Raw genomic sequence first — 19,981 nt, forward strand, 5'->3', positions numbered from 1 at the left:
AAAATGAGGATTGACCTACGCTATTTTCAAGCCCGTTGGTACAGTACAGGCGACTTTTGAATCAGCAAATACATTTTGGAGAATGTCGTACTTTTGCGGTTAGTCAAATAATTTTGAAAAGCAGGTAAAATGCAAAACGATCCAGAACTAAGTGGCAAATACCTCGGCACTATCACCAAAGACTTTGTGCTCGTGGCCGACAGTATTAAAGAAGCCTCCTACCAGATACGCAAACAAGGGTTTTCAGAATTCCCCATTTTCCCCATTGCCAAGGTGGAAATCCCGATCGGTCAACTGCTGATCCCCAGAGAAGATTTAAACTTGTCATGGAATTACTATGCCACCTATATTGATGAATTTGTTAACAGGAAACTGATCGAGGATGTTGATCAATTCAAAGGCGCTTTTAAAGACCCTGATGAATTCTGCTGCTTATTTGTGGTGGACGAAAAGCTGACCAGCTTCGTGTTTGTACCTTATCCGGAAGATTAATTCTTAGGCTCTTCCAAAAGCAACCTCATCAGTACCTCGGCGGCCACAGTGCCTTTCAACTTTAGGAAATCACGACTGGTGTTGTCGCCAAACTCGAAGACCAGCCCGTCTGTGTTGAAGGTTCGGTAGAAAAAGTTTCGTGATACCACACCATTGTCCACTTTCGACGGCCGGTGATTAACATAGTAGCCCGGGATGGCTGCCTCAATGCCAGCCAACCAGTTGGTGGTGAGACCCGGCGTGTTGGTAGGCAGGCTGGGGTCGATGGTGTAGTAGATATCGTCCCAGGTGCTGTGGAAATCCATGAAGAAAACCATGGTGCCTTTCCTCTTCTTCATGTAGGCTTTGAAATAGTCGGCTACCTGCTTCACCTCCGGTTGGTTTTGTGCTTCCCAATCCCGGTTGAGGTCTACCCCGCCCGCATTGTGGCGCCAATGGCCTTCGTCTACGCCATCAGGGTTCATCAGCGGCACGTTCAGCACATCATACCGCTTTCTAAAGGCGTTTGACAACGAGTCATCCTTTAGTATTCTTTCGATAAAAGCCTTCATCGCAAAGAAGCCCGTGACCTCCGGTGGATGCTGGCGGCTAATTACCGCTACCACTTTTTTGTCTTTTCCCTTCGATACCCGCAGCATCTTCAGATCCCGGCCGAGCGTGGTTTTCCCTATTGTCTTTGGTTTTAGCTTGTATGCCTCTCCAATGGAATCCATCCAGGTATATACCTCTTTGGAAGTCCACATTTCCTGCCCAGCCACCCACACGGTGTCGCTGGCAGTCAGGTCAAGTACAATACTGGCTTCTTTCGGCAGCAGTCGGTAGTTGTAAAAGGCGATGGTGGTATCCGACTTGGCAATAAAACGAGCAGAGTCAAGATTGGTCCAGCTTTTGCCGTCCATGCTCACTACGGGAAAGTAACGGTGTCTGCCTTGTGGGTAGTTGAACGACAGCGTGACCTGCTTGTCGGCACTGCTCCATACTTTGAAGGCGTACCAGGGGCTCGGATTGACAGGGTAGTTTTCCGCTTCAATGGTCAGGTGGAAGGTTGAGCCATCGGCAGGCACTACTTTATTCAGCCGTGCCCCTCTGAAGTCATTGCTGAAGCCAACTCCTTCCTGTTCAAACAGCCAGACTTTTCTTTCCTGAAGCTGGATGGCTTTGGAGGAAGTTTCGACGATTTGTGTTGGCCCCTGACCTTGGAAACGGAACTGTTTTTCTTGGGGGTAGGCAATCAGTGGAAGAGCCAGAAGGACGAAAAGGAAACGTATTTGCATGAGCCTTGCTTTGAATACGCTAGGCTACGAAATCGAGGGGAGAAATAAAATCGAAATTATTTACTGGTGCACCAGGCGAACACCAGATTTTGGAATAACCTGCTGCGAAACTACCCAATCCAGGGCCTTGTTCACAGTGTTAAAGTATCGCACCCTTTCTGGCAAATGCCTTTCCATGCTGCCCTTAATGGCCTGAATGGTGTATTGTGCAAAGGGATCTTCCGGCAGAATGGTGGCTGAGTAGTGGATGCCAGCCCTGATCATTTTAACTGTAAACTCTCCTGCTATGTAGTTCCTTGATCTGTCGTCAAGCACTTCCATATCCCTGGTGTCGTACAGCACTTTTGTGGCATGCTCCATTTGAACTGCTGAAAGTGTTCTTTGACCTACCTCCAGAATCTCTTCGAAAGTCGCAAAGCCTTTCCAGTCATGAATGATTAAATTGAGTTGTGCATGCCACGCCACCTTGATGTAGGGTTTGTCAAGGTAGGTTTTAGATTCTTTAATGAGAGAAGCAATTGAAAGCATTCAAACGATAGTTAAGTAGGTGGTTACTAGTAAATTTGAATTAAATTTTAGTCGCAAGCAAACATTGAATCCCGGAAACGACGAAATGCTATTTTGAGCGGATGAAATAGTTAATAAAAATAAAAACTAAGTTATTAGTTGTTAAACTAAACTATTCGTTTTACATTTGAATATACGTATAGAACATTATGAAAGAACTGACCAAAGCCGAAGAACAAATCATGCAAATTCTGTGGAAGCTCGACAAGGGGTTTGTGAACGAAGTACTTGAAGAAATGCCCGAACCTAAACCTGCCTACAACACGGTGTCTACCATTATCAGAATACTGGTAAAGAAGGGTTTTGTTGGCTACAAAGCATTTGGCAAAACGCACCAGTATTTCCCCAAAGTGGGTAAGGATGAATACAAGAGCTTCTTCCTTCAAAACTTTATGGGTAACTATTTCAATGGATCGTTTCAGAAGCTTGTCTCCTTCTTTGCCAGCGAAAACAAGCTGGATGTAAAAGACATGGAGGAGCTGATGAAGTATGTAGAAAAAGACATTAAAGATAAAGACGATGACTAACCTACTCCTATTTCTTTTCCAATCCGTAGCCTGTAGCCTGGCTTTCTATGCCATTTACTATCTGGTGCTGCGCAACGAGTCGTGCTATGCTTTCAATAGGTACTACCTGCTGTCCTCTGTACTTTTCTCTGTTATTTTCCCATTGGTCAAGGTGGATTTGCCATGGGCTTTGAGCAGGGAAGTAACGGCTGTGATTACACTTCCGGAAATGGTTGTAGATCCTTATGCCAACTATTACAGTGGCGTTTCGTGGTTGGAAGTTGTTTATGCTGTTGGCATCGTTTTTTTCGTTGCCAAGTTGGTATTGAAAGTAATTTCGGTGGCGAAACTGATCACCTCAGCCGAGAAGGAGACGCATCAGGACTATGTTTTGGTTCGAACCAAGGGCAAGCTACCCACCTTTAGCTTCATGCACTATCTGTTTTGGGACGATACCCAGGAACTTGGAGAAAGGGAACAACAGCAAATATTGAAGCATGAGCTGGCGCATATCCGCAGGAAGCATTCGAGGGATATTCTTTTCATCGAAATAGCTCACGCTATCATGTGGTTTAACCCAATAGTTTATGCTATCAAGAATGCCCTGGTAATGACTCATGAGTTTGAAGCCGACGACAAGGCTACCGAGGGCAGGGACATAGAAACTTATCAAAAGCTTTTGGCGAAGCAGGTACTTAACCAGTACGGGTTGACACTTGGTAGCCATTTCAATCAATCGCAAACACTAAAACGATTACGTATGCTTACAAACAAAAACAACAATGTGTACTGGGGCAAATTTGCACTGCCGGTACTGGCCATGGCCGTGGTTTTCGGAGTGATCAGCTGTGAACTGCCGGGAGCGGGCGAAGAGGAACTAACTATTCAGGCTGCTACAGTGTCGGATGGGCCGGAAGAGGTTTTCACGAAAGTGGAAGAAATGCCAACGCCTCCTGGAGGAATGCAAGCTTTCTACACTTACGTGGCCAGAACGCTAAAATACCCAAAGCAGGCCAGGCGAATGGGGGTTGAGGGTAAAGTATTTATACAGTTTGTGGTAGACACGGACGGGACTGTTACAGAAGTGCAGGCGATAAAGGGCATTGGAGCAGGTTGCGACATGGAAGCAGTAAATGTTATTTCTCAGTCTCCAAAGTGGCTGGCTGGCAAGCAAAGAGGAAAGGCGGTAAAAACGAGAATGATATTGCCAATTACTTTTAAGCTTGGCGACAAAGAAGGTGAAGATAGAGTCATCAATGACTTAAAGATTAAGATGGAAGATGTAAGTGGCAACTTTGATCATGCAAAGTCCGAGGAAGATGTGAAAGGCACATTGTCCGAGATCGTAATGACAGCTTGGCAATCAAAGTAGTATTTGCCTGGGTATGAGAAAACCTGCTTTTTGAGCAGGTTTTCGGTGTTTGTAAGCATGAAAAACCTCTGCCATCAATGGCAGAGGTTTTTTTGTTGCCGTGCATCTCGTGACTAATTGTGCGCTGGTTCATTCAAATTGAAATACTCACCTTTTGTTTTGTCAAGGGTTGTTGAGATAAGCTTGAGGTTTTCAGTGGATGCTTCAAGGCCGATAAACTTGGCCACGATTGCTCGCTGCCTGTAAACAATAAATGTGTTTGCCTCTTCCGGGTTTATTTGGTTGAGGTTTACTTCACTAGCCTTGTCGGTCAGCGACGGAACGAATGTGGCGGCTATATTTTTCAAATTAAGTGCTCTTCCAATATCCTCCAATTCCTTTTGTCTTGCCTCTCTGCTGTAGGCTACTTCGTTTCCATACACGAAATAGACCTTCAAATACTTGCCCCGTTCCACACTTTCCTGCTCCAGAAAGGATAGCCAGTTCCTAATATCACCCCAATCTGGTCTGTTACCCACGAAGTACAGAATGCCATGATAACGTCCATACTTACAAACGGGGCACGTCTTCGTTCCTTTGTCTGGCCCCCAGGCGTGAAAAGGTGTAAAGGAGGGGCTGTCTTCACCAATCTTCAGACCAGACACTTCGGCTGGCTGCTCATCTGTTGGGTAGTTGGGAATATTGCGACCAAGTATGATGTTGTGTTCGGCAACCTGCAGGTCTTTGTCCAGCAGCACTCGGAGCACCCCGCTTCCACCCCTGTTTTCCAATGCCTTTCTTTTTGCTCCTGTTAGCAGTGGGTCATCGCCAAAAACAAATGCATCGATATAATATTCGTCGTCGATAGCAGGCTCTTTGATCGAGGTATGAATGTGGGCTGGCTCGTCTCTCTCCGGGTAGGGGGCAGGTCGCACAGTGTAGATCGAATAGCTGCCTGCCTCGTCCGTTTTCACCCAGCCCCGGATATGTCCATGTCTCCTTGCTTTTGCGGGCATGCCCTCAACAGGAGTATAAAAACCTTCATTGTCTGTTTGCCAATAGTAGATAACAACCCCGCTGGCAGGAGTGATGCCATCCACTTTAAAGACTTTGCCGGTGACGAGCAACTTTTGCCCTTCTTCGAGCCAGCCAGCACTGGTGTCGGATGCGTCGATGGATGCTGGCATACCAACGAACATGAGCTCGCACCCGTCGCAGCCATCGCCTACAATGACTTTCTTTGCAGTTTGTTTCTGCCCGCTAACGTTGGGCTGGCCCTGGCAACTGAATAACCCCATTGTGAGTGCCGTCGCTATGAGTACCTGGCAAAATGTTTTGTTTTTCATAGCCGCAATTTCATGTGCCTTTTCCGGTAAACAAACCTGAATACCTCAACCTGATGACTTTTTGATGCAACCCGTGGACTATTTGAACTGGGTCTTGAACGAAGTCGAATAATTTCGACTCATTCGCACAACTTCACCATTTTTCAGCGTGATGTCGTAGTCACCGTTCAGGCGTGATTGATAAGACTCAACTTCTTTTATATTGACAATGGTAGATTTATGAATTCGCACAAATTGCTGCCGGTTGAGCTGCTCACCAAGCACTTTCAGGGTCTCGGAATGAAGAAACTTTCGTGTGGCTGTGTGTAGTGCGACGTAGGGGCTTGCGCTGCTCACATAAAAAATATCATTGACATTTACTGCGGTTGTTTTTGCACCACTGCCTACCATCACAACGGTTAAATAGCGCTGTGCTGAAGGTGCTTTTGGCTGCTCTGCATTCAGGCGACTGAACACCAGCGTTGAAATGCCATAGATGAGAAGGCACAGGTAGGTATCCTCAGAAAATGAATATCTGAGCAGGTTGATAAACGAATAAGAATGATTCAGGAAAATGGAGTATGCTGTTGATATGATGAATGCAAAAGACACAAGATGCACCAGTGTGGCCAGGATGGTCAGGACTGCGAGAAAAGCTAATTTGACCTTTCTGGAAAATCTGTTAGAAAATTTTCCGATTGCATAGCCCTGCAGAATGGAGACGGGAAAGAAAACAAACCAAAAGCCTTTATGAATAATGGACTCAGAGAAGTAAAAGTGGTAATCATTTATATAAGCATGAAGGTAATCCTGTATGAGCCTGAGGAGCACCGCAAATATCATCAGCAGGCCTGAGGCTTTTATTATTTTCCAGCGCTTTGATGCCCAAAAATTACCCTCTGATGATGCCATATCAAAAATCACTGTTTTCAACATTTGAAGTAAGGTAAAAATAAATGTCGTAGGATGACATATGCCGAACCCGACTTGGCGGAAGGATGTGCTTGAAAAATCCCCACCAAGCTATTCTTGTTTGATTTCTTCTCTGCCATCAATAACTTCGACACGCTAGAGCTACAACTTTCTAAAACATCCTTTACCATGAATAAACTATCCAAATTTGCTTTATCGCTATTGAGCCTTGTGCTCTTCGTAGCTATTGATACTGCCTACGCCCAGGAAGCCAATCCGCTTGAAGGAAGATGGAACCTAACGATTACCAAAGACGGGGCGGAGCTTCCTTCCTGGTTAGAGATTCAGCATTCAGGCTATCACACGCTGGTGGGCAGGTTTTGTTATGCTTCCGGGAGTGCTCGACCGATTGCTGAGGTGAAGGCAAAGGATGGGAAGTTCAATTTTGCTATTCCTGTGCAATGGGAGCCGGGAGAAGGAGACATGGCCTTTGAAGGTCAATTGATAGCAGATCAACTGAAGGGCACCATGCTGTTTACCGATGGGAAGAAATATAACTGGGTGGGGACGAGAGCACCAAAGCTGGCTTATGTGGACAATCCAGAGTGGGGTGAGCCTATTACTTTGTTCAATGGTCGTGACCTGAGCGGATGGCATGCCATGGGCGAAAATCAGTGGAAGGTGGAGTCAGGAGTACTGACAAGCGAAAAGTCAGGTGCCAATATGGTGTCAGACCAAAAATTCAACGATTTTAAACTGCATCTCGAGTTTCGTTACCCAAAAGGAAGCAACAGCGGCGTTTATCTACGTGGCCGCTACGAGGTACAAATAGTTGACAGCAAAGGAATGGAGCCTTCGAGTGGCTTATTGGGAGGCATCTACGGGCTTATCAGTCCCAATGAAATGGTGGCAAAGGACGCAGGCGTGTGGCAGTCGTACGATATCACGTTAATAGGCAGGAGGGTGACAGTAGTGCTCAATGGCAAAACAATTATCAGCGATCAGACCATTGTCGGCATGACCGGTGGCGCTCTTGATAACAACGAGGCCGAGCCAGGCCCGCTAATGTTTCAGGGAGATCATGGAGCCATTGAATTCAGAAACATCATCATTGCTCCTCGGGTGGAAGAAAAAAAATCAAAGTAAAATTTTAAAACTTAACGGGTAAAAAGGGCCGTTTCTCAGGGTCAGGCAGAAAATTTGGGGGATAAAACTCAAAAGGAACGTTATTCGATTCAGCAATAGGTGGCAATAAAAAAGCAAAACTGGTTCAATGCGTCTCGCTTGGACCTTTTGCTTTTTTATGCAAGCACAAAATACCCATGCCAAAAATCAATACCCTCAGAAATACAGATTGATCAGTTAGTCAGATCAGGGAACCGCCTTTTTATTCTTGCTTCAGAATAAATCCTTCAGGTTAAAACTCAACTCCTTGAGCACGGATGAAGTAACTATTCCTTCGCCTGCCAGGTAAAGCGTAGGCTTAACCCAGTCTGAGGAATGGTAGATTTCCAGGGTTTGGTTGGCGGGATCAACAATCCAATATTCCAGAACCCCAAATTTCTGATAGGCGTTCTTTTTCTCGTACCTGTCTGTATAGCTATTGGAAGGTGATATAACTTCGACTAAGAGCTCAGGTGGCCCTTCAATACCCCGTTCTGTTACATAGGCAATTTGCCTCTTTGAGAGGAAAATAAGATCAGGTTGAAAAACGTTTCTATTGTCAATATAAAGATCGAGCGGCGAGAATAAGACCAAGCCATCGACCTTCTTGCCGTAAGCCTTAATGACATCATTAAGGTTGCTCAACACAATTTGATGTAAAGGGGTAGGCGATGGGCTCATGATCAGTTCTCCATTGATTAATTGGCATGGAGTATTGGTCTCCCCTAAAAGGAGATAGTCATCAACAGTCCAATCTTTCGTTTTATCAATCTTTACTGTTTCCATAATCAAGAGCAACTAAGATACAAAACGATACAAACATCTAAAAGTGTTTCCAGCCTTGTGCTTTTAGCTCAACTGCGTTGCTATTTTTGGTAATCAAATGCCTGCCCTCTTTGGCGTCCGTCATGTAGCCAATGAAGTGGATGTCCATGTGGTTTTTCAGCTTTTCGAAATCCTCCTGACTAATGGTGAACAAAAGCTCATAGTCCTCTCCGCCATTCAAAGCGCAGGTAATGGGGTCGAGCTGGAATTCTACGGCTGTGTTATAGGTCAGCGTGTCGATAGGTAGTTTGTCCTCGTAAATTTTTGCGCCCAGCCCCGATTGCTTGCAGAGGTGAAAAAGCTCCGATGCCAGCCCGTCTGAAATGTCGATCATTGAAGTAGGTACGATGTTCAGCTCTCGCAATTCATGGATAATGTCCATGCGTGCTTCCGGCTTAAGCTGCCGCTTGACGATGTAATCGTAAGGCCCGAGGTTAGGCTGCATATCCGGATTGGCCTTGAAAACCTGCTTCTCACGCTCCAGCACCTGCAAGCCAATATAAGCACCTGCCAGGTCGCCTGTGGCGCACACGATATCACCCTTTTTTGCACCACTTCTCAGGCTTACCTTTTCCGGGTCGGCTTCGCCAATAGCCGTAACGGAAATCACCAATCCCGATGCTGATGATGTGGTGTCGCCACCTACCAGGTCTACTTTGTAGTTCTCGCATGCCATTCTGACGCCTTCGTAAAGTGCGTCTATGGCCTCAAGCGAAAACCGGTTGCTCAGCCCTATGTTGACGGTGATCTGCGTGGGAATACCATTCATAGCCGCAATGTCCGACACATTTACCGCCACTGCCTTATAGCCAAGGTGCTGCAAAGGCATATAGGAAAGGTCAAAGTGGATGCCTTCCATCAGCATATCAGTAGACACAAGCATCACTTTGTCGCCCGTTTTGATGATGGCGGCATCGTCGCCAATCCCCTTCAAGGTTGACGCATTATTATTTTTGAACCGATTACTGATCCTGTCGATAAGGCCAAACTCGCCTAGCTCCCCTAGCTCTGTTCTTTTGGGTTGTTCACTCATGATTATCTTATTTCCTGGCAAAGCTCCACCAACACACCGTTTGTTCCTTTTGGGTGTACAAAGCAAACCAACTTGTTATCAGCGCCTTTTTTTGGTTCTTCATTCAATAGCACAAACCCTTCTTTTCGAAGGCGCTCCATCTCGGTTTTTATGTCATTCACTTCAAAAGCTATATGGTGAATGCCTTCTCCTCGTTTTTCTATGAACTTTGAAATGGGGCTCAGGTCGTTGGTACCTTCAAGCAGTTCTATTTTGGTACTCCCTACCTTGAAGAACGAGGTCATTACACCTTCTGAAGCCACTTCTTCGCTCTTATACGGGGCAACACCCAAAAGCTTCTCGTAAACAGCATTACCGTCAATGAGGCTTTTTACAGCAATTCCAATATGTTCTACGTTGGTCATTCAGGTGGAAGGTTGTTTGAAACCGATGGCCGATTGATTACTTTTGCAAAGTTGAAGAAACTTTTCTTCTTACGGAAAAGTTTCTAGTAATGCTGATTTATAGATCATTTGCTATAAAAATGCGTTAAGAGCTAGTATCAAACATTATTGTTTGGATGGAAATAAGAACCGATGTGCATGCCGATGCTGCCAGGGTGCAAAATGAGATAAAGACCTACCTTGGCCTCAAAAGCAGCGAGTTGATTTTTGAGTATACTACGTTGGAGGGAGGTAAGGCCAAACTGGATCTTATTACCGTTAACCCCCGACACAATCAGTCGTTTCTGTTTCGTACAGAGATTGGGCTTGACAAAGTAGAGGCTCTCATCAAAATGCTCGACTATGTGAAGAGCTATCGGGAAAAGGAGTACAGCTACACCATTCAGTGGGTTTCCAAGGAAATGCGTGAGCTTCAAACTTCTTACTTCCGGGCCAAAAACATGTATGATGCGCTCGATAAATTGTATTACGGACGAGATGTGAACACGATGACAGTTTACAGTTGCGTTTTGAACCCAATGACTTAAAATTATGAACATAGGTATCACTGACATAGCCAAGAATAAGATCGTTGAATTCCGTGAGAAGGAAGGACACACCAACGACCACAACATCCGTGTGGCAGTGCAGGGTGGCGGCTGCTCCGGTTTGATGTACAACCTGGAGTTTGACTCAGAGTTGAAACCAACTGATGAAATCTTCGAGGACAAGGGGGTTAAAATTCTTGTCGACAAGCGCAGCCTGCTTTATTTGATAGGCACCACGCTTGACTTCAGCGACGGTTTAAATGGCAAGGGATTCCACTTTGTAAACCCCAATGCAACCCGCACCTGTGGTTGCGGGGAGAGCTTCGCTGTTTAGCCCCTTGATCATCGAATGTGAAAATATAAGGCCGTCAATTGACGGCTTTTTTTATTCCTCCAGGTGCTCCTCTGCTAGCTTTATTTCTTTTTCCATTCTATTGAAAAACTTGCTTCTTTCTTTCTCGGCACTACTGCTGATCAAAGAGGACTTATTGATTAAATTGGCCAGATGATCTTCAGTAGACCGACAGAAAGAAGGGTCGGATGTGGAGAGAATGTTGAAAGTATTGTACGTCAGGAAAGCTACACGCTTGTCGCTCATTTTGAAAAATATAGAATTGTCGGCGATCAGAATTTCATTTTTATAAAGACTGAAGGCACCTCCCTGTTCGCCAGGCTTAGTCGATTTTGATCCTATCTCCGCAAAATGCCTGATGTTGCCTATCATATCATTGAGCTGGCCAAGAATGACTTTGTAAGACTTGCTGTCCTCGAACAGTCCGCACTCAAGATAGAACTGAAGCTGCTTGATCACCACAATGATCGTTTCGTCGCTCCATATTTCGGTGCTTGGTATCCTGGAGTATAACGACCAGATTTTATCACCTATTCCCTTGAGCACACCCGAAACATGGGAGGATGAAAACTTCTTGTTTTCAAGCTCCGGGTAGCGAAGCACTGTTTTCATCCAGAAAAACATCTTAAATGCAGCCAGCTCAGGATAGGGGAAATAATAGAAGATGGGAATGTCTTTGGCGCAATACACTAACTCCTTGTCAGGGAAACTGTTGATCGTTTCCAGGTTGCCCTTTATGCTTTCCAGGTATTTTTCGAAAGTAAAGCCCGTGGTGGATACCTGTCTTACGTGGAACATGACAGTTTCTGACGTCTGAGCCAGCAGGGCGTCCAGCGAAATGCCAAACTTATTGGAAAGTAGGGTGACTTCTTCAATGCTGAGCAATGTCTCTCCCCGAATTCTCCTGTAAGCGCTGTCCCGGCTGATATTTAACAAATCTGCCAACTCTTCAGCAAAGGCGATATTGGCCGGTAGCTTCAGTCGGATTTGTCCAAGGAACGACGCCTGTATGTTGGGTGTTTCACTCAAGGTTTGGAGGCTGATAAGTATTGAAGTTGTCGTTTTCGACCCTCTAATATCTCCATTTGGAGATGGATTTGCAAAAAATGCAAATCCTATCTCCTGCTGACTCCTGCTGTTGGATTTTTTGCAAATCATTCCTTTCCGGTCAGCGCACAACCGGATGACATTCATTTCGCTATTCCCTTACTTTGATATCATCAAACAAAAAAGGAAGCCGGTGGAGTGGTTATTTTTTAAACCCACACTTATTTTTTAAAACCGCCATCTAAGGTTATCAGCTATTCCGCCGGCACCTTTTGTTTCGGGCTACTAAACAAAAATATTATGGAAGCGAATTATGATATTTCGGTAGTGACGATCTTTTACTTCTTGGCTGCAATGGCTATGTTACTTGTAGTTAAATTTCACTTTCCCCAGGGATTTTTTCTTAACCAGCTATCCAGATTGTTCAAAATTCACCGCCTGTTTTTCTAACAAGTATTGACCGGAGGACAAAGCTCTAATCCGCATAAATTCATTTATTATTGTATGGGTTATTTTAACACCATCTGAATGGGAAAGAAATTGCTATGCGCCCTGTCTTTGCTTTTTTGTGTGACGCTTGCTGAAGCGCAGATTACGCAAACTGTAAGTGGGACAGTGATTGAGAAAGAAACCAAACTACCACTTCCTGGTGTCAATGTTTTGCTGGCGGATACGCTTGGAGCTGTAGGCGCCGTGACGGATCTGAATGGGGTGTTTATTTTGAGGAGTGTGCCGCTAGGCAGGCGTTCTTTCAGGTTTTCGTTTATCGGGTATAAAGAGACATCACTCAACAACATCCTGGTTACTTCCGGTAAAGAGCTTTCGCTTGCTGTTGAAATGGAGGAGTCGGTGGAAGCACTGCAGGAAGTTGTGATTCAGGCATCGGCAAGCAACGAACCAATGAATGACATGGCGGTGGTTAGCGTCAGGGCTTTTACTGTGGAGGAAACCGACCGATATGCTGGAAGCCGGGGCGACCCTGCCAGGATGGCGTCCAACTTTGCCGGTGTTCAGGGTGCCGACGACTCACGGAATGATATCGTTATCAGAGGCAATTCCCCTCAGGGAGTACTCTGGCAGCTTGAGGGTATCAATATCCCGAACCCCAACCACTTTTCCATTCCGGGTACTGCCGGTGGTCCGGTGAGCATCATTAACAATAAGATCCTGGCCAACTCCGATTTCTATACCGGGGCTTTTCCGGCCGAATATGGTAATAGCATTGCAGGCGTTTTTGATCTGCGAATGAGGAATGGAAACAACCGGAGGCACGAGTTCAGCGGGCAGCTGGGCTTTTTGGGTACGGAGGTTTTCGGGGAAGGGCCACTTTCGAAGAAGCATACTTCTTCTTACCTTTTTAATTACCGGTATTCCACCTTGTCGCTGTTTAGCAGCCTGGGAATTGATATAGGCACATCAGCCGTTCCCAAATATCAGGACATGGCCTTTCGCCTTAACTTTCCCCTGGCTGGAGGTGGGAGTATTTCGGCTTTTGGTATTGGTGGGGACAGCGACATTGATATCCTGATCAGCGAGCAGAAAAAGCCTGAGCGCAACCTGTATGGCGAAAATGACCGGGATCAGTATTTCAGCACCAAAATGGGCGTAACGGGACTCAGCTACACCAAGCCACTTAGCAGCAACACTTTAATGAAGGCAACGCTGGCAGCCTCTGCTGGTAGTCAGGATGCCCAGCATTATTATATCTACAGACATGTGGATGCCGAAGGATTTTATGCTGTCGATTCCCTGCCTCAGATTCTTGGCTATCAGTTCAACCAGGCAAAATACTCCACCATTTTAACCTTTTATCAAAAGCTGAACGCTAAAAACTCCCTTGTTTACGGCTTCAACAACGACCTGTACAGTTTCAACTTTCTTGACAGCGCAAGGGTGCTTCAGGACGATGGAGTCGACTTCAGCGAGTTTACGACAAGATGGAACTCACAGGAACAAGCTCTCCTTCTTCAGCCCTATGTGCAATGGAAGCACAAGTTCAACGACAGACTAAGTTTGGTGTCGGGGCTGCACAGCCAATACTTTAGCCTCAGCAAAAGCTTTTCACCCATTGAGCCAAGGGCGGGCGTGGCCTGGCAAATGGGAAAAGGTCAGAGCCTGAATGCAGGAGTAGGCCTTCATAGCCAAATACAGCCAACCTATCTTTATTTTTATTCCAAGCCAGGGGCTTCAGGTCTTTACAATCAGGAAATGGACTTTACGAAGAGTATTCATTATGTGGCTTCGTATGCTAAGATGGTCACTGCCAATATCCGGTTCAAAACAGAAGTGTATTATCAGTACTTGTATAATATTCCTGTTGAGAAAAACAGCTCCTCTTTTTCTCTGGTCAACACAGGGGCAGGCTTTTCCCGATTCTTCCCCGACTCCCTGGTAAACACAGGAAAGAGCAGAAATTATGGCATAGAATTTACACTCGACAGGGCTTTTACGGGTGGTTATTTTTTCATGCTCACCACTTCCCTGTTTGAATCAAAATACAAAGGCAGCGATGGTGTGCTCAGAGATACTGACTTTAATGGCAATTATGCAGTGAACGCACTTTTCACCAAAGAGTGGACGACCAGAAAAGACAATCTGATTGGCCTGGGAACCAAAATCACCACTGCTGGGGGTAGAAGGTATGGCCCGGCAGACCCTGTAGCTTCCGAGAGAGAAAAAGAGGTGATTTATGTCGACGAAACAAGGAACTCACTTCAATTTCCGCCTTACTTCCGAGCAGATATTCGCATCAACTACCGCATTAACAGACCCAAACTCAGCCACGAAATTGCAGTGGATCTTGTCAATGTGTTGGGCATCAAAAATGTGCTGAAGCTGAGCTGGGCACCTGATCAAACCGACCCTTCTGCTGACCCCATTCGCAGGGAATACCAACTCGGGTTTTTACCGCTGTTTTACTATCGGGTAGATTTTTCGCTATAACCGAAGCAACCGTGCTCGGCGGCTGATGGGTTTTGTCTAAGGCTGGCAAGAAATTGTTGAGTTGGTATAAACGGAAAAAATAGCTTTTGAACTGTAATATCCTTTATTTAAAGGCTACTAATTCAATATACTGAACCATTAATCAAACTAATTATGAAACGTTTATCCTATTTGGTCATCATTTTGGCCCTCACTTGCACCGGAATTTCAACCGCTCAGGCCCAGAATGTCGACGATATACTGACCAGCTATTTCGAAATCACAGGTGGACTTAGCAACTGGAAAAACCTGAAGAGCATGAAAATGACTGGTAAAATGCTCCAGGGAGGGCTTGAGTTCCCCGCTACCATGTCGCAAAAATATCCCAATAAGTTTAGAATGGACATTGATATTCAGGGAAAGAAGATCATTCAGGCCTACGACGGAAAAGAAGGATGGATGATCAACCCACTTGCACAAATTACCGAGCCCAAAGTGCTTACTGCGGAAGAGGTGAAAGAAATGGAAGACAACCAGATGGAAGATGAGTTCATTGACTACAAAAGCAAAGGCCACGCTGTAGCACTGGATGGAGAGGAGAACATAGAAGGAACTGATTGCTTTAAAGTGAAGCTCACGAAGAAAAGCGGTGATATTGAATATCACTTTTTCGACAAGGACAACAATGTGCCAATTATGGTCAGAACCTTTGCCAAAACAGGCCCCACGGAAGGTCAACCCGTGGAAACTTTCATGAGTGATTATGATGCTGTTGGCGATTTTATGCTGCCTTTTTCTATGACTACGAAGTTTCAAGGTCAAACTGTGATGCAGATAGTTGTAGACAGCTACGACCTGAATGCCACATTGGACGATTCGGTGTTTGCACTTCCTAAATAATATCGGGAGGCCTGCGTTCCAGCAGGCCTCTTTATCTTCTGCATTCAGTTAACCCCATTTCTATGAAAAGAATTATATCTGTGTGGTTGCCTGTTCTGGCGGCCATTGTCATATCTCCGTTTTCTCTATTCGCCCAGTCTTCCATAAAAACAAGTGACCTTTTTGGAGACATCAGGGCACGCCACATCGGCCCGGCGCTGATGAGCGGAAGAATTTCTGATATCGACGTTGTCAACAGCAAGCCCGAAGTAATTTATGTGGGTGCAGCTGGTGGAGGTGTCTGGAAGTCGCAGAGTGCCGGGGCTTTGTTTACACCGGTTTTTGACGAACATACCCAATCAATAGGTAAGGTGACCATTGACCAAAATCACCCCGACACTGTGTGGGTTGGAACGGGTGAAACCTGGGTAAGAAATAGCGTGTCGGTGGGAGATGGCATCTACAAAACCACAGACGGAGGTTCTTCATGGAAAAACATGGGGCTGAAAGACTCCGAAAGGATCAGCGATATTATTGTTGACCCCACCAACTCAAATACTGTGTATGTGGGCGTGCTGGGCCACCTATGGAATGATCACGAAGAGCGTGGGGTTTATAAAACCACCGATGGCGGGGAAACATGGGTAAAGCTGCTTTATGTCAATCCTCAAACTGGCTGCGCTGACCTGACGATGGATCCCGAAGACCCAAATACACTCTATGCAGCCATGTGGGACTTCCGCCGTACGCCGTATTCGTTTAGATCAGGAGGGCCGGGAAGCGGATTGCATAAAACCACCGATGGCGGCAAGACCTGGGCTAAAGTAACCCAGGGCCTGCCCAAGGGCACACTGGGCAGGCTGGCAGTGGAAATTGCGCCGTCTAACCGCAATATAATCTACTTATCGGTGGAAGCAGACAAGGAAGAAGAAAAGGGACTCTACCGGTCTGATAATGCAGGTGAATCATTTGCCCTTGTCAATAGCGACTTTAACAATAAAGTGAGGCCTTTCTACTTTGCAAGACTCACAGTTTCTCCCTCCAACGAAAAAATTGTTTATAAGTGTGGTCTACAGTTGATCATGTCGGAGGACAGCGGTGCTACTTTTAAGATCATTGACAGCGGCATGCACTCCGACATCCATGCTGTGTGGATTCATCCCACCGATTCAAAAATCAATATTGCAGGCACTGATGGTGGGCTTTATAGAACGCTCGACAATGGCAATACATATACGATGTTCATGAACCTGCCGCTGGCACAATACTACCATGTAAGCGTTGATATGGAAGAGCCTTTTAATATTTATGGTGGGCTTCAGGACAATGGCTCATGGAGAGGGCCATCAAAAAGTCAGGGAGGTATTGCCAGCAAAGACTGGCAGTTTGTGCTTGGTGGGGATGGTTTTGCGGCTCATGTCGATTCAGAAGACAAAAATGTAGTGTATGCCGAAGCTCAGGGTGGTGAAATAAGCAGGGTGAACCTGCTCTCTGCTGACGGCAAGGACATCAAACCTTACCCAAGGGTTGGCGAAGCGGAGTTTCGTTTCAACTGGAATGCGCCGATTCACAAAAGCTCGTCAAACCCGAAACGACTTTACTTTGGTAGCCAGTTCTTGTTTATGTCGGAAGACAAGGGAGAATCTTGGAAGCGACTTTCTCCAGACCTGACCACTAACGACCCAGCCCGCCAACAACAAAAGCAATCTGGCGGCCTTTCTACCGACAACTCAGCTGCTGAAAACAATACAACGATTTATGCCATTGCCGAATCGCCGCTCGATGAAAAACTGATTTGGGTAGGCACCGACGACGGCAACTTACAAGTAACAACCGATGGAGGAACTACTTGGACAAATGTTTCTCCCAACATCTCAGGATTGCCCGCTAAAAGCTGGTGCACGAGCGTGGAGCCTGGCCACTTTGATAAAAACACGATCTATGTCACATTCGATCATCATCGAATGGGCGACATAAAGCCCTACTTGTTTAAGAGTACTGATCTTGGTAAAACATGGGTTTCTCTTGCAACACCCGATATCTCTGGCTACGCCTTGTCGGTGCGGGAAGATTTAGTGAATGAGAATCTGGTATTTCTTGGGACTGAATTCGGGCTCTACATTTCAGTGGACGGCGGATCAAATTGGGGTAGGTTCTCCAACAACGTGCCGAAAGTTGGCGTCAGAGACATGGTTATTCATCCAAGGGACAATGCCTTAGTATTGGCAACCCATGGCCGGGGTGTTATCATTATCGATGATTTACCAGCGCTGAGGGCACTGACTCCTGAGGTCATGGACAAACCTTTTACTTTTTTTGATAGTCCTCAAGCCTATACTTCAGGCTTTGATTTCGGTGGTGGTTGGTTCGGTGGAGCAGGCGAATTTGTAGGGCAGAACCCCAATGAAGCTCCTCGCATCATCTACTTTCAGCAGAAGCGGCATGTGTTTGGTAAAATGTTCATTCAGGTGTTTGATGAGGCGGGTAATATGATCAAGGAACTTCCGGCTGGCAAGTCGGCTGGTGTCAATATTGTGGATATGCCCACCAGAATGGAAAAGCCAAAGGCAGCTCCTACCAACAACCGAATGTCGCTGATTGGTAATGTCTTTGGGCCTGACCTTCCTGGCGGCACCTATAAGGCAGTGGTGACGAAGGGTAAGGAAGCTTTTGAGACTACTTACACTGTTGGCTACGATCCCAGGTCGCCACACTCAGTGGAAGACCGAAAGCTGCAGGAGCAAACTGTGCGGAAACTTTATGATATGACAGAGCAGATGGCATGGGTGTACGATGTGTCTTCGAAGTTGCAGCAGCAAGCTGAAGATTTGGCCAAAGGCCAGCCTAAGCTAGCAAAGAAGGCGACAGCCTATGCCAGGTCGGTTCAGGCATTTAAAGACAATTTGGTGTTTCTTGGAGGGGATTTCTATGTCAATGAGGACGAACGACTCAGTGAGAAGATAAGTCAAATTTATGGCACAATCACCCGCTACCCCGGCAGGCCTTCACAGTCTCACCTTGATAGAATAGCCACGCTGGAAGCTGATTTTAAAGTCGAACAGCTGAAGTTTGCTGCCTTGACCGGCGAAGAGCTGCAGAAATTAAATTCGGCTATTGAAAAAGCGGGAGGAGAGACACTGAAAGCGCAGAGCTTTGAGTCATTCAAAGCGAGTGAATAAATGAAAAACTGCCCTGCTTGCTCCAAAAGTGAAAACAGGGCAGTTTTTTATCAGTATTCTGCTTTCTCACCTTAAACTCAACTCACTGGAGTATTTCCGCCACCAGTTCTTATCGGTTGGGTTGTCGAACAAATGCACCCATTCACCTGGAGCCGGGGTCACAGTTTTTATTTTGTGCGTGTCGGCCAATTCGTTTAGCCATTTAATGGGCTCATACCAGCTGTGCAGGGCCAGGTCAAAAGTGCCCCAGTGGGTGGGGTAGAACTGCCCGCCCCGAAGCTGAAGAAATGCTTCAACTGCCTCTTCAGGGTTAAGGTGGATGTCGTGCCACGCAGTGTCATAGGCACCAATTGGCATAAGCGACATATCGAAGGGCCCGTATTTTTGTCCGATTTCAGCATAGCCGTCAAAATAGCCCGAGTCTCCGGCAAAGTAGATATTGCTTTCTCCGAACTTCAGCACCCATGAGCACCAAAGGGTATTATCCCTGGTGAATAACCTTCCCGAAAAATGCCGGGCTGGTGCGGCAGTAAAGGTGTAGCCATCACCTTGGTAGCTCTCCCACCAGTCTTTTTCAACAATATTTTCTTTGGGCACGCCCCAATGCTCCAGGTGCGACGACACGCCAACTGGTACAATGAACTTTTTCACCTTGTTTTTCAGCGCTAGTATAGTGGGGTAGTCCAGGTGATCATAGTGGTCATGCGACAGCACTACTGCCTCTATGGCTGGTAATTTTTTTGGATCGATCGGCGATGGGGCATAGCGCTTCGGCCCCATCCATTGGAAGGGTGAAGCTCTTTCGCCTAACATGGGGTCAAGCAGAAAGTACTTTCCTCCGGCGTGAATGAGCACTGCGGCGTGGCCCAGCCAGTTGAGGTAAACGCCCGTCTTGTCCAGCACATTGATTATGTCACGATTGGCCTCTTGGAACTTGTATGCACTAGAGGGCGCTTTCTCCGTTTTTCGCCTCATATACCGCCCCATCACCTGAGGCATGTCTTTGAGAGACGCTGCGGTGGTGCTTATCGGGTTTTGAAATCGTCCTTTCTGGTATTGATCTGATCGATTGATGACCTCTTTTTCGGGAGCCTTGCCGAAGCTTTTTATCATGCTAACAATGTTTTACTTATGAAGACGATCAAGGTTCGGTTTTACTTTATTTTCCTTTTATGATCACAGA

Annotated in this window: 18 protein-coding genes; 9 read left to right on the forward strand and 9 right to left on the reverse strand. The window is 46.1% G+C overall.

Translation table 11 applies throughout. The features are described 5' to 3' along the window. Positions 1-129: 129 nt before the first annotated feature. Entirely contained in the window at positions 130-492 is a 363-nt protein-coding gene (locus RIF36_RS03700; protein ID WP_350119852.1) for a hypothetical protein, read from the forward strand. Here RIF36_RS03700 and RIF36_RS03705 read toward each other — a convergent pair. Both RIF36_RS03705 and RIF36_RS03710 read right to left on the reverse strand, forming a co-directional pair. Beyond that, on the reverse strand, positions 489-1,766 hold the full coding sequence (locus RIF36_RS03705; RefSeq protein WP_350119849.1) for a M14 family metallopeptidase: 1,278 nt from the start codon (positions 1,764-1,766) through the stop codon (positions 489-491). The two genes, RIF36_RS03700 and RIF36_RS03705, sit on opposite strands and share 4 nt — an antisense overlap. Before the next feature lie 60 nt (positions 1,767-1,826). Further along, positions 1,827-2,294, reverse strand: a complete 468-nt coding sequence (locus RIF36_RS03710) for a hypothetical protein (protein WP_350119846.1) — start codon at positions 2,292-2,294, stop codon at positions 1,827-1,829. Positions 2,295-2,482: 188 nt separating this feature from the next. Here RIF36_RS03710 and RIF36_RS03715 point away from each other — a divergent pair, with 188 nt between their 5' ends. Together RIF36_RS03715 and RIF36_RS03720 are read left to right on the forward strand one after the other, a co-directional pair. Continuing rightward, positions 2,483-2,860: a BlaI/MecI/CopY family transcriptional regulator gene (locus tag RIF36_RS03715; protein WP_317489771.1), complete on the forward strand. Its 378-nt coding sequence runs from the start codon at positions 2,483-2,485 to the stop codon at positions 2,858-2,860. Beyond that, positions 2,853-4,211 carry a TonB family protein gene (locus RIF36_RS03720; RefSeq protein ID WP_350119843.1) on the forward strand — a complete coding sequence of 453 codons (1,359 nt, stop codon included), beginning with the start codon at positions 2,853-2,855 and terminating at the stop codon, positions 4,209-4,211. The genes RIF36_RS03715 and RIF36_RS03720 overlap by 8 nt, the downstream gene beginning before the upstream one ends. 113 nt (positions 4,212-4,324) lie before the next feature. Here the strand turns inward: RIF36_RS03720 and RIF36_RS03725 are convergent, their stop codons facing one another. Both RIF36_RS03725 and RIF36_RS03730 read right to left on the reverse strand, forming a co-directional pair. Then, complete coding sequence (locus RIF36_RS03725; protein ID WP_350119840.1) at positions 4,325-5,536, reverse strand: dioxygenase family protein; 1,212 nt, start codon at positions 5,534-5,536, stop codon at positions 4,325-4,327. A 78-nt stretch (positions 5,537-5,614) separates the two neighbouring features. Then, positions 5,615-6,427: a LytR/AlgR family response regulator transcription factor gene (locus RIF36_RS03730; RefSeq protein ID WP_350119837.1), complete on the reverse strand. Its 813-nt coding sequence runs from the start codon at positions 6,425-6,427 to the stop codon at positions 5,615-5,617. A 189-nt stretch (positions 6,428-6,616) separates the two neighbouring features. Here RIF36_RS03730 and RIF36_RS03735 point away from each other — a divergent pair, with 189 nt between their 5' ends. Further along, entirely contained in the window at positions 6,617-7,573 is a 957-nt protein-coding gene (locus RIF36_RS03735; protein ID WP_350119834.1) for a 3-keto-disaccharide hydrolase, read from the forward strand. Positions 7,574-7,825: 252 nt separating this feature from the next. On the opposite strand, the gene RIF36_RS03740 is transcribed toward RIF36_RS03735, so the two are convergent. From RIF36_RS03740 to mce, 3 genes are read right to left on the reverse strand one after another with little or no spacing between them, the layout of a single operon-like run. Continuing rightward, entirely contained in the window at positions 7,826-8,377 is a 552-nt protein-coding gene (locus RIF36_RS03740) for a Uma2 family endonuclease (protein ID WP_350119831.1), read from the reverse strand. A gap of 37 nt (positions 8,378-8,414) precedes the next feature. Beyond that, complete coding sequence (gene thiL / locus RIF36_RS03745) at positions 8,415-9,449, reverse strand: thiamine-phosphate kinase (RefSeq protein ID WP_350119828.1); 1,035 nt, start codon at positions 9,447-9,449, stop codon at positions 8,415-8,417. Between the two features lie 2 nt (positions 9,450-9,451). Continuing rightward, the gene (gene mce / locus RIF36_RS03750; protein WP_350119824.1) at positions 9,452-9,853 is read right to left on the reverse strand and encodes a methylmalonyl-CoA epimerase; all 402 of its coding nucleotides are present in this window, start codon (positions 9,851-9,853) and stop codon (positions 9,452-9,454) included. 155 nt (positions 9,854-10,008) lie between these two features. Between mce and RIF36_RS03755 the strand changes: the two genes are divergently transcribed. Continuing rightward, a complete protein-coding gene (locus tag RIF36_RS03755; RefSeq protein ID WP_151997263.1) occupies positions 10,009-10,419 on the forward strand; it encodes a hypothetical protein in 411 nt (136 codons plus the stop codon). Between the two features lie 4 nt (positions 10,420-10,423). Beyond that, a complete protein-coding gene (locus tag RIF36_RS03760) occupies positions 10,424-10,753 on the forward strand; it encodes a HesB/IscA family protein (RefSeq protein WP_151997262.1) in 330 nt (109 codons plus the stop codon). Positions 10,754-10,804: 51 nt separating this feature from the next. Here RIF36_RS03760 and RIF36_RS03765 read toward each other — a convergent pair whose 3' ends face one another. Continuing rightward, on the reverse strand, positions 10,805-11,929 hold the full coding sequence (locus RIF36_RS03765) for a helix-turn-helix domain-containing protein (protein WP_350119821.1): 1,125 nt from the start codon (positions 11,927-11,929) through the stop codon (positions 10,805-10,807). 417 nt (positions 11,930-12,346) lie between these two features. On the opposite strand from RIF36_RS03765, the gene RIF36_RS03770 reads away from it, so the two are divergent. The 3 genes from RIF36_RS03770 to RIF36_RS03780 all read left to right on the forward strand — a co-directional run bounded on the left by RIF36_RS03770 (position 12,347) and on the right by RIF36_RS03780 (position 18,798). Then, entirely contained in the window at positions 12,347-14,761 is a 2,415-nt protein-coding gene (locus RIF36_RS03770; RefSeq protein WP_350119819.1) for a TonB-dependent receptor, read from the forward strand. Positions 14,762-14,914: 153 nt separating this feature from the next. Further along, positions 14,915-15,640, forward strand: coding sequence for a hypothetical protein (locus RIF36_RS03775; protein WP_350074456.1), 726 nt, complete (start codon positions 14,915-14,917; stop codon positions 15,638-15,640). Positions 15,641-15,702: 62 nt separating this feature from the next. Then, on the forward strand, positions 15,703-18,798 hold the full coding sequence (locus RIF36_RS03780; RefSeq protein WP_350119816.1) for a WD40/YVTN/BNR-like repeat-containing protein: 3,096 nt from the start codon (positions 15,703-15,705) through the stop codon (positions 18,796-18,798). Positions 18,799-18,864: 66 nt separating this feature from the next. Here the strand turns inward: RIF36_RS03780 and RIF36_RS03785 are convergent, their stop codons facing one another. After that, entirely contained in the window at positions 18,865-19,911 is a 1,047-nt protein-coding gene (locus RIF36_RS03785) for an MBL fold metallo-hydrolase (protein WP_350119813.1), read from the reverse strand. Positions 19,912-19,981: the final 70 nt, after the last annotated feature.

It is taken from the genome of Imperialibacter sp., from assembly GCF_040222815.1.
Lineage (GTDB): Bacteria > Bacteroidota > Bacteroidia > Cytophagales > Cyclobacteriaceae > Imperialibacter.

Coding starts and splice junctions, on each gene's coding strand:
- RIF36_RS03700 (WP_350119852.1), top strand. CDS start 130: ATGCAAAACGATCCAGAACTAAGTGGCAAATACCTCGGCACTATCACC.
- RIF36_RS03705 (WP_350119849.1), bottom strand. CDS start 1,766: ATGCAAATACGTTTCCTTTTCGTCCTTCTGGCTCTTCCACTGATTGCC.
- RIF36_RS03710 (WP_350119846.1), bottom strand. CDS start 2,294: ATGCTTTCAATTGCTTCTCTCATTAAAGAATCTAAAACCTACCTTGAC.
- RIF36_RS03715 (WP_317489771.1), top strand. CDS start 2,483: ATGAAAGAACTGACCAAAGCCGAAGAACAAATCATGCAAATTCTGTGG.
- RIF36_RS03720 (WP_350119843.1), top strand. CDS start 2,853: ATGACTAACCTACTCCTATTTCTTTTCCAATCCGTAGCCTGTAGCCTG.
- RIF36_RS03725 (WP_350119840.1), bottom strand. CDS start 5,536: ATGAAAAACAAAACATTTTGCCAGGTACTCATAGCGACGGCACTCACA.
- RIF36_RS03730 (WP_350119837.1), bottom strand. CDS start 6,427: ATGGCATCATCAGAGGGTAATTTTTGGGCATCAAAGCGCTGGAAAATA.
- RIF36_RS03735 (WP_350119834.1), top strand. CDS start 6,617: ATGAATAAACTATCCAAATTTGCTTTATCGCTATTGAGCCTTGTGCTC.
- RIF36_RS03740 (WP_350119831.1), bottom strand. CDS start 8,377: ATGGAAACAGTAAAGATTGATAAAACGAAAGATTGGACTGTTGATGAC.
- thiL (WP_350119828.1), bottom strand. CDS start 9,449: ATGAGTGAACAACCCAAAAGAACAGAGCTAGGGGAGCTAGGCGAGTTT.
- mce (WP_350119824.1), bottom strand. CDS start 9,853: ATGACCAACGTAGAACATATTGGAATTGCTGTAAAAAGCCTCATTGAC.
- RIF36_RS03755 (WP_151997263.1), top strand. CDS start 10,009: ATGGAAATAAGAACCGATGTGCATGCCGATGCTGCCAGGGTGCAAAAT.
- RIF36_RS03760 (WP_151997262.1), top strand. CDS start 10,424: ATGAACATAGGTATCACTGACATAGCCAAGAATAAGATCGTTGAATTC.
- RIF36_RS03765 (WP_350119821.1), bottom strand. CDS start 11,929: ATGATTTGCAAAAAATCCAACAGCAGGAGTCAGCAGGAGATAGGATTT.
- RIF36_RS03770 (WP_350119819.1), top strand. CDS start 12,347: ATGGGAAAGAAATTGCTATGCGCCCTGTCTTTGCTTTTTTGTGTGACG.
- RIF36_RS03775 (WP_350074456.1), top strand. CDS start 14,915: ATGAAACGTTTATCCTATTTGGTCATCATTTTGGCCCTCACTTGCACC.
- RIF36_RS03780 (WP_350119816.1), top strand. CDS start 15,703: ATGAAAAGAATTATATCTGTGTGGTTGCCTGTTCTGGCGGCCATTGTC.
- RIF36_RS03785 (WP_350119813.1), bottom strand. CDS start 19,911: ATGATAAAAAGCTTCGGCAAGGCTCCCGAAAAAGAGGTCATCAATCGA.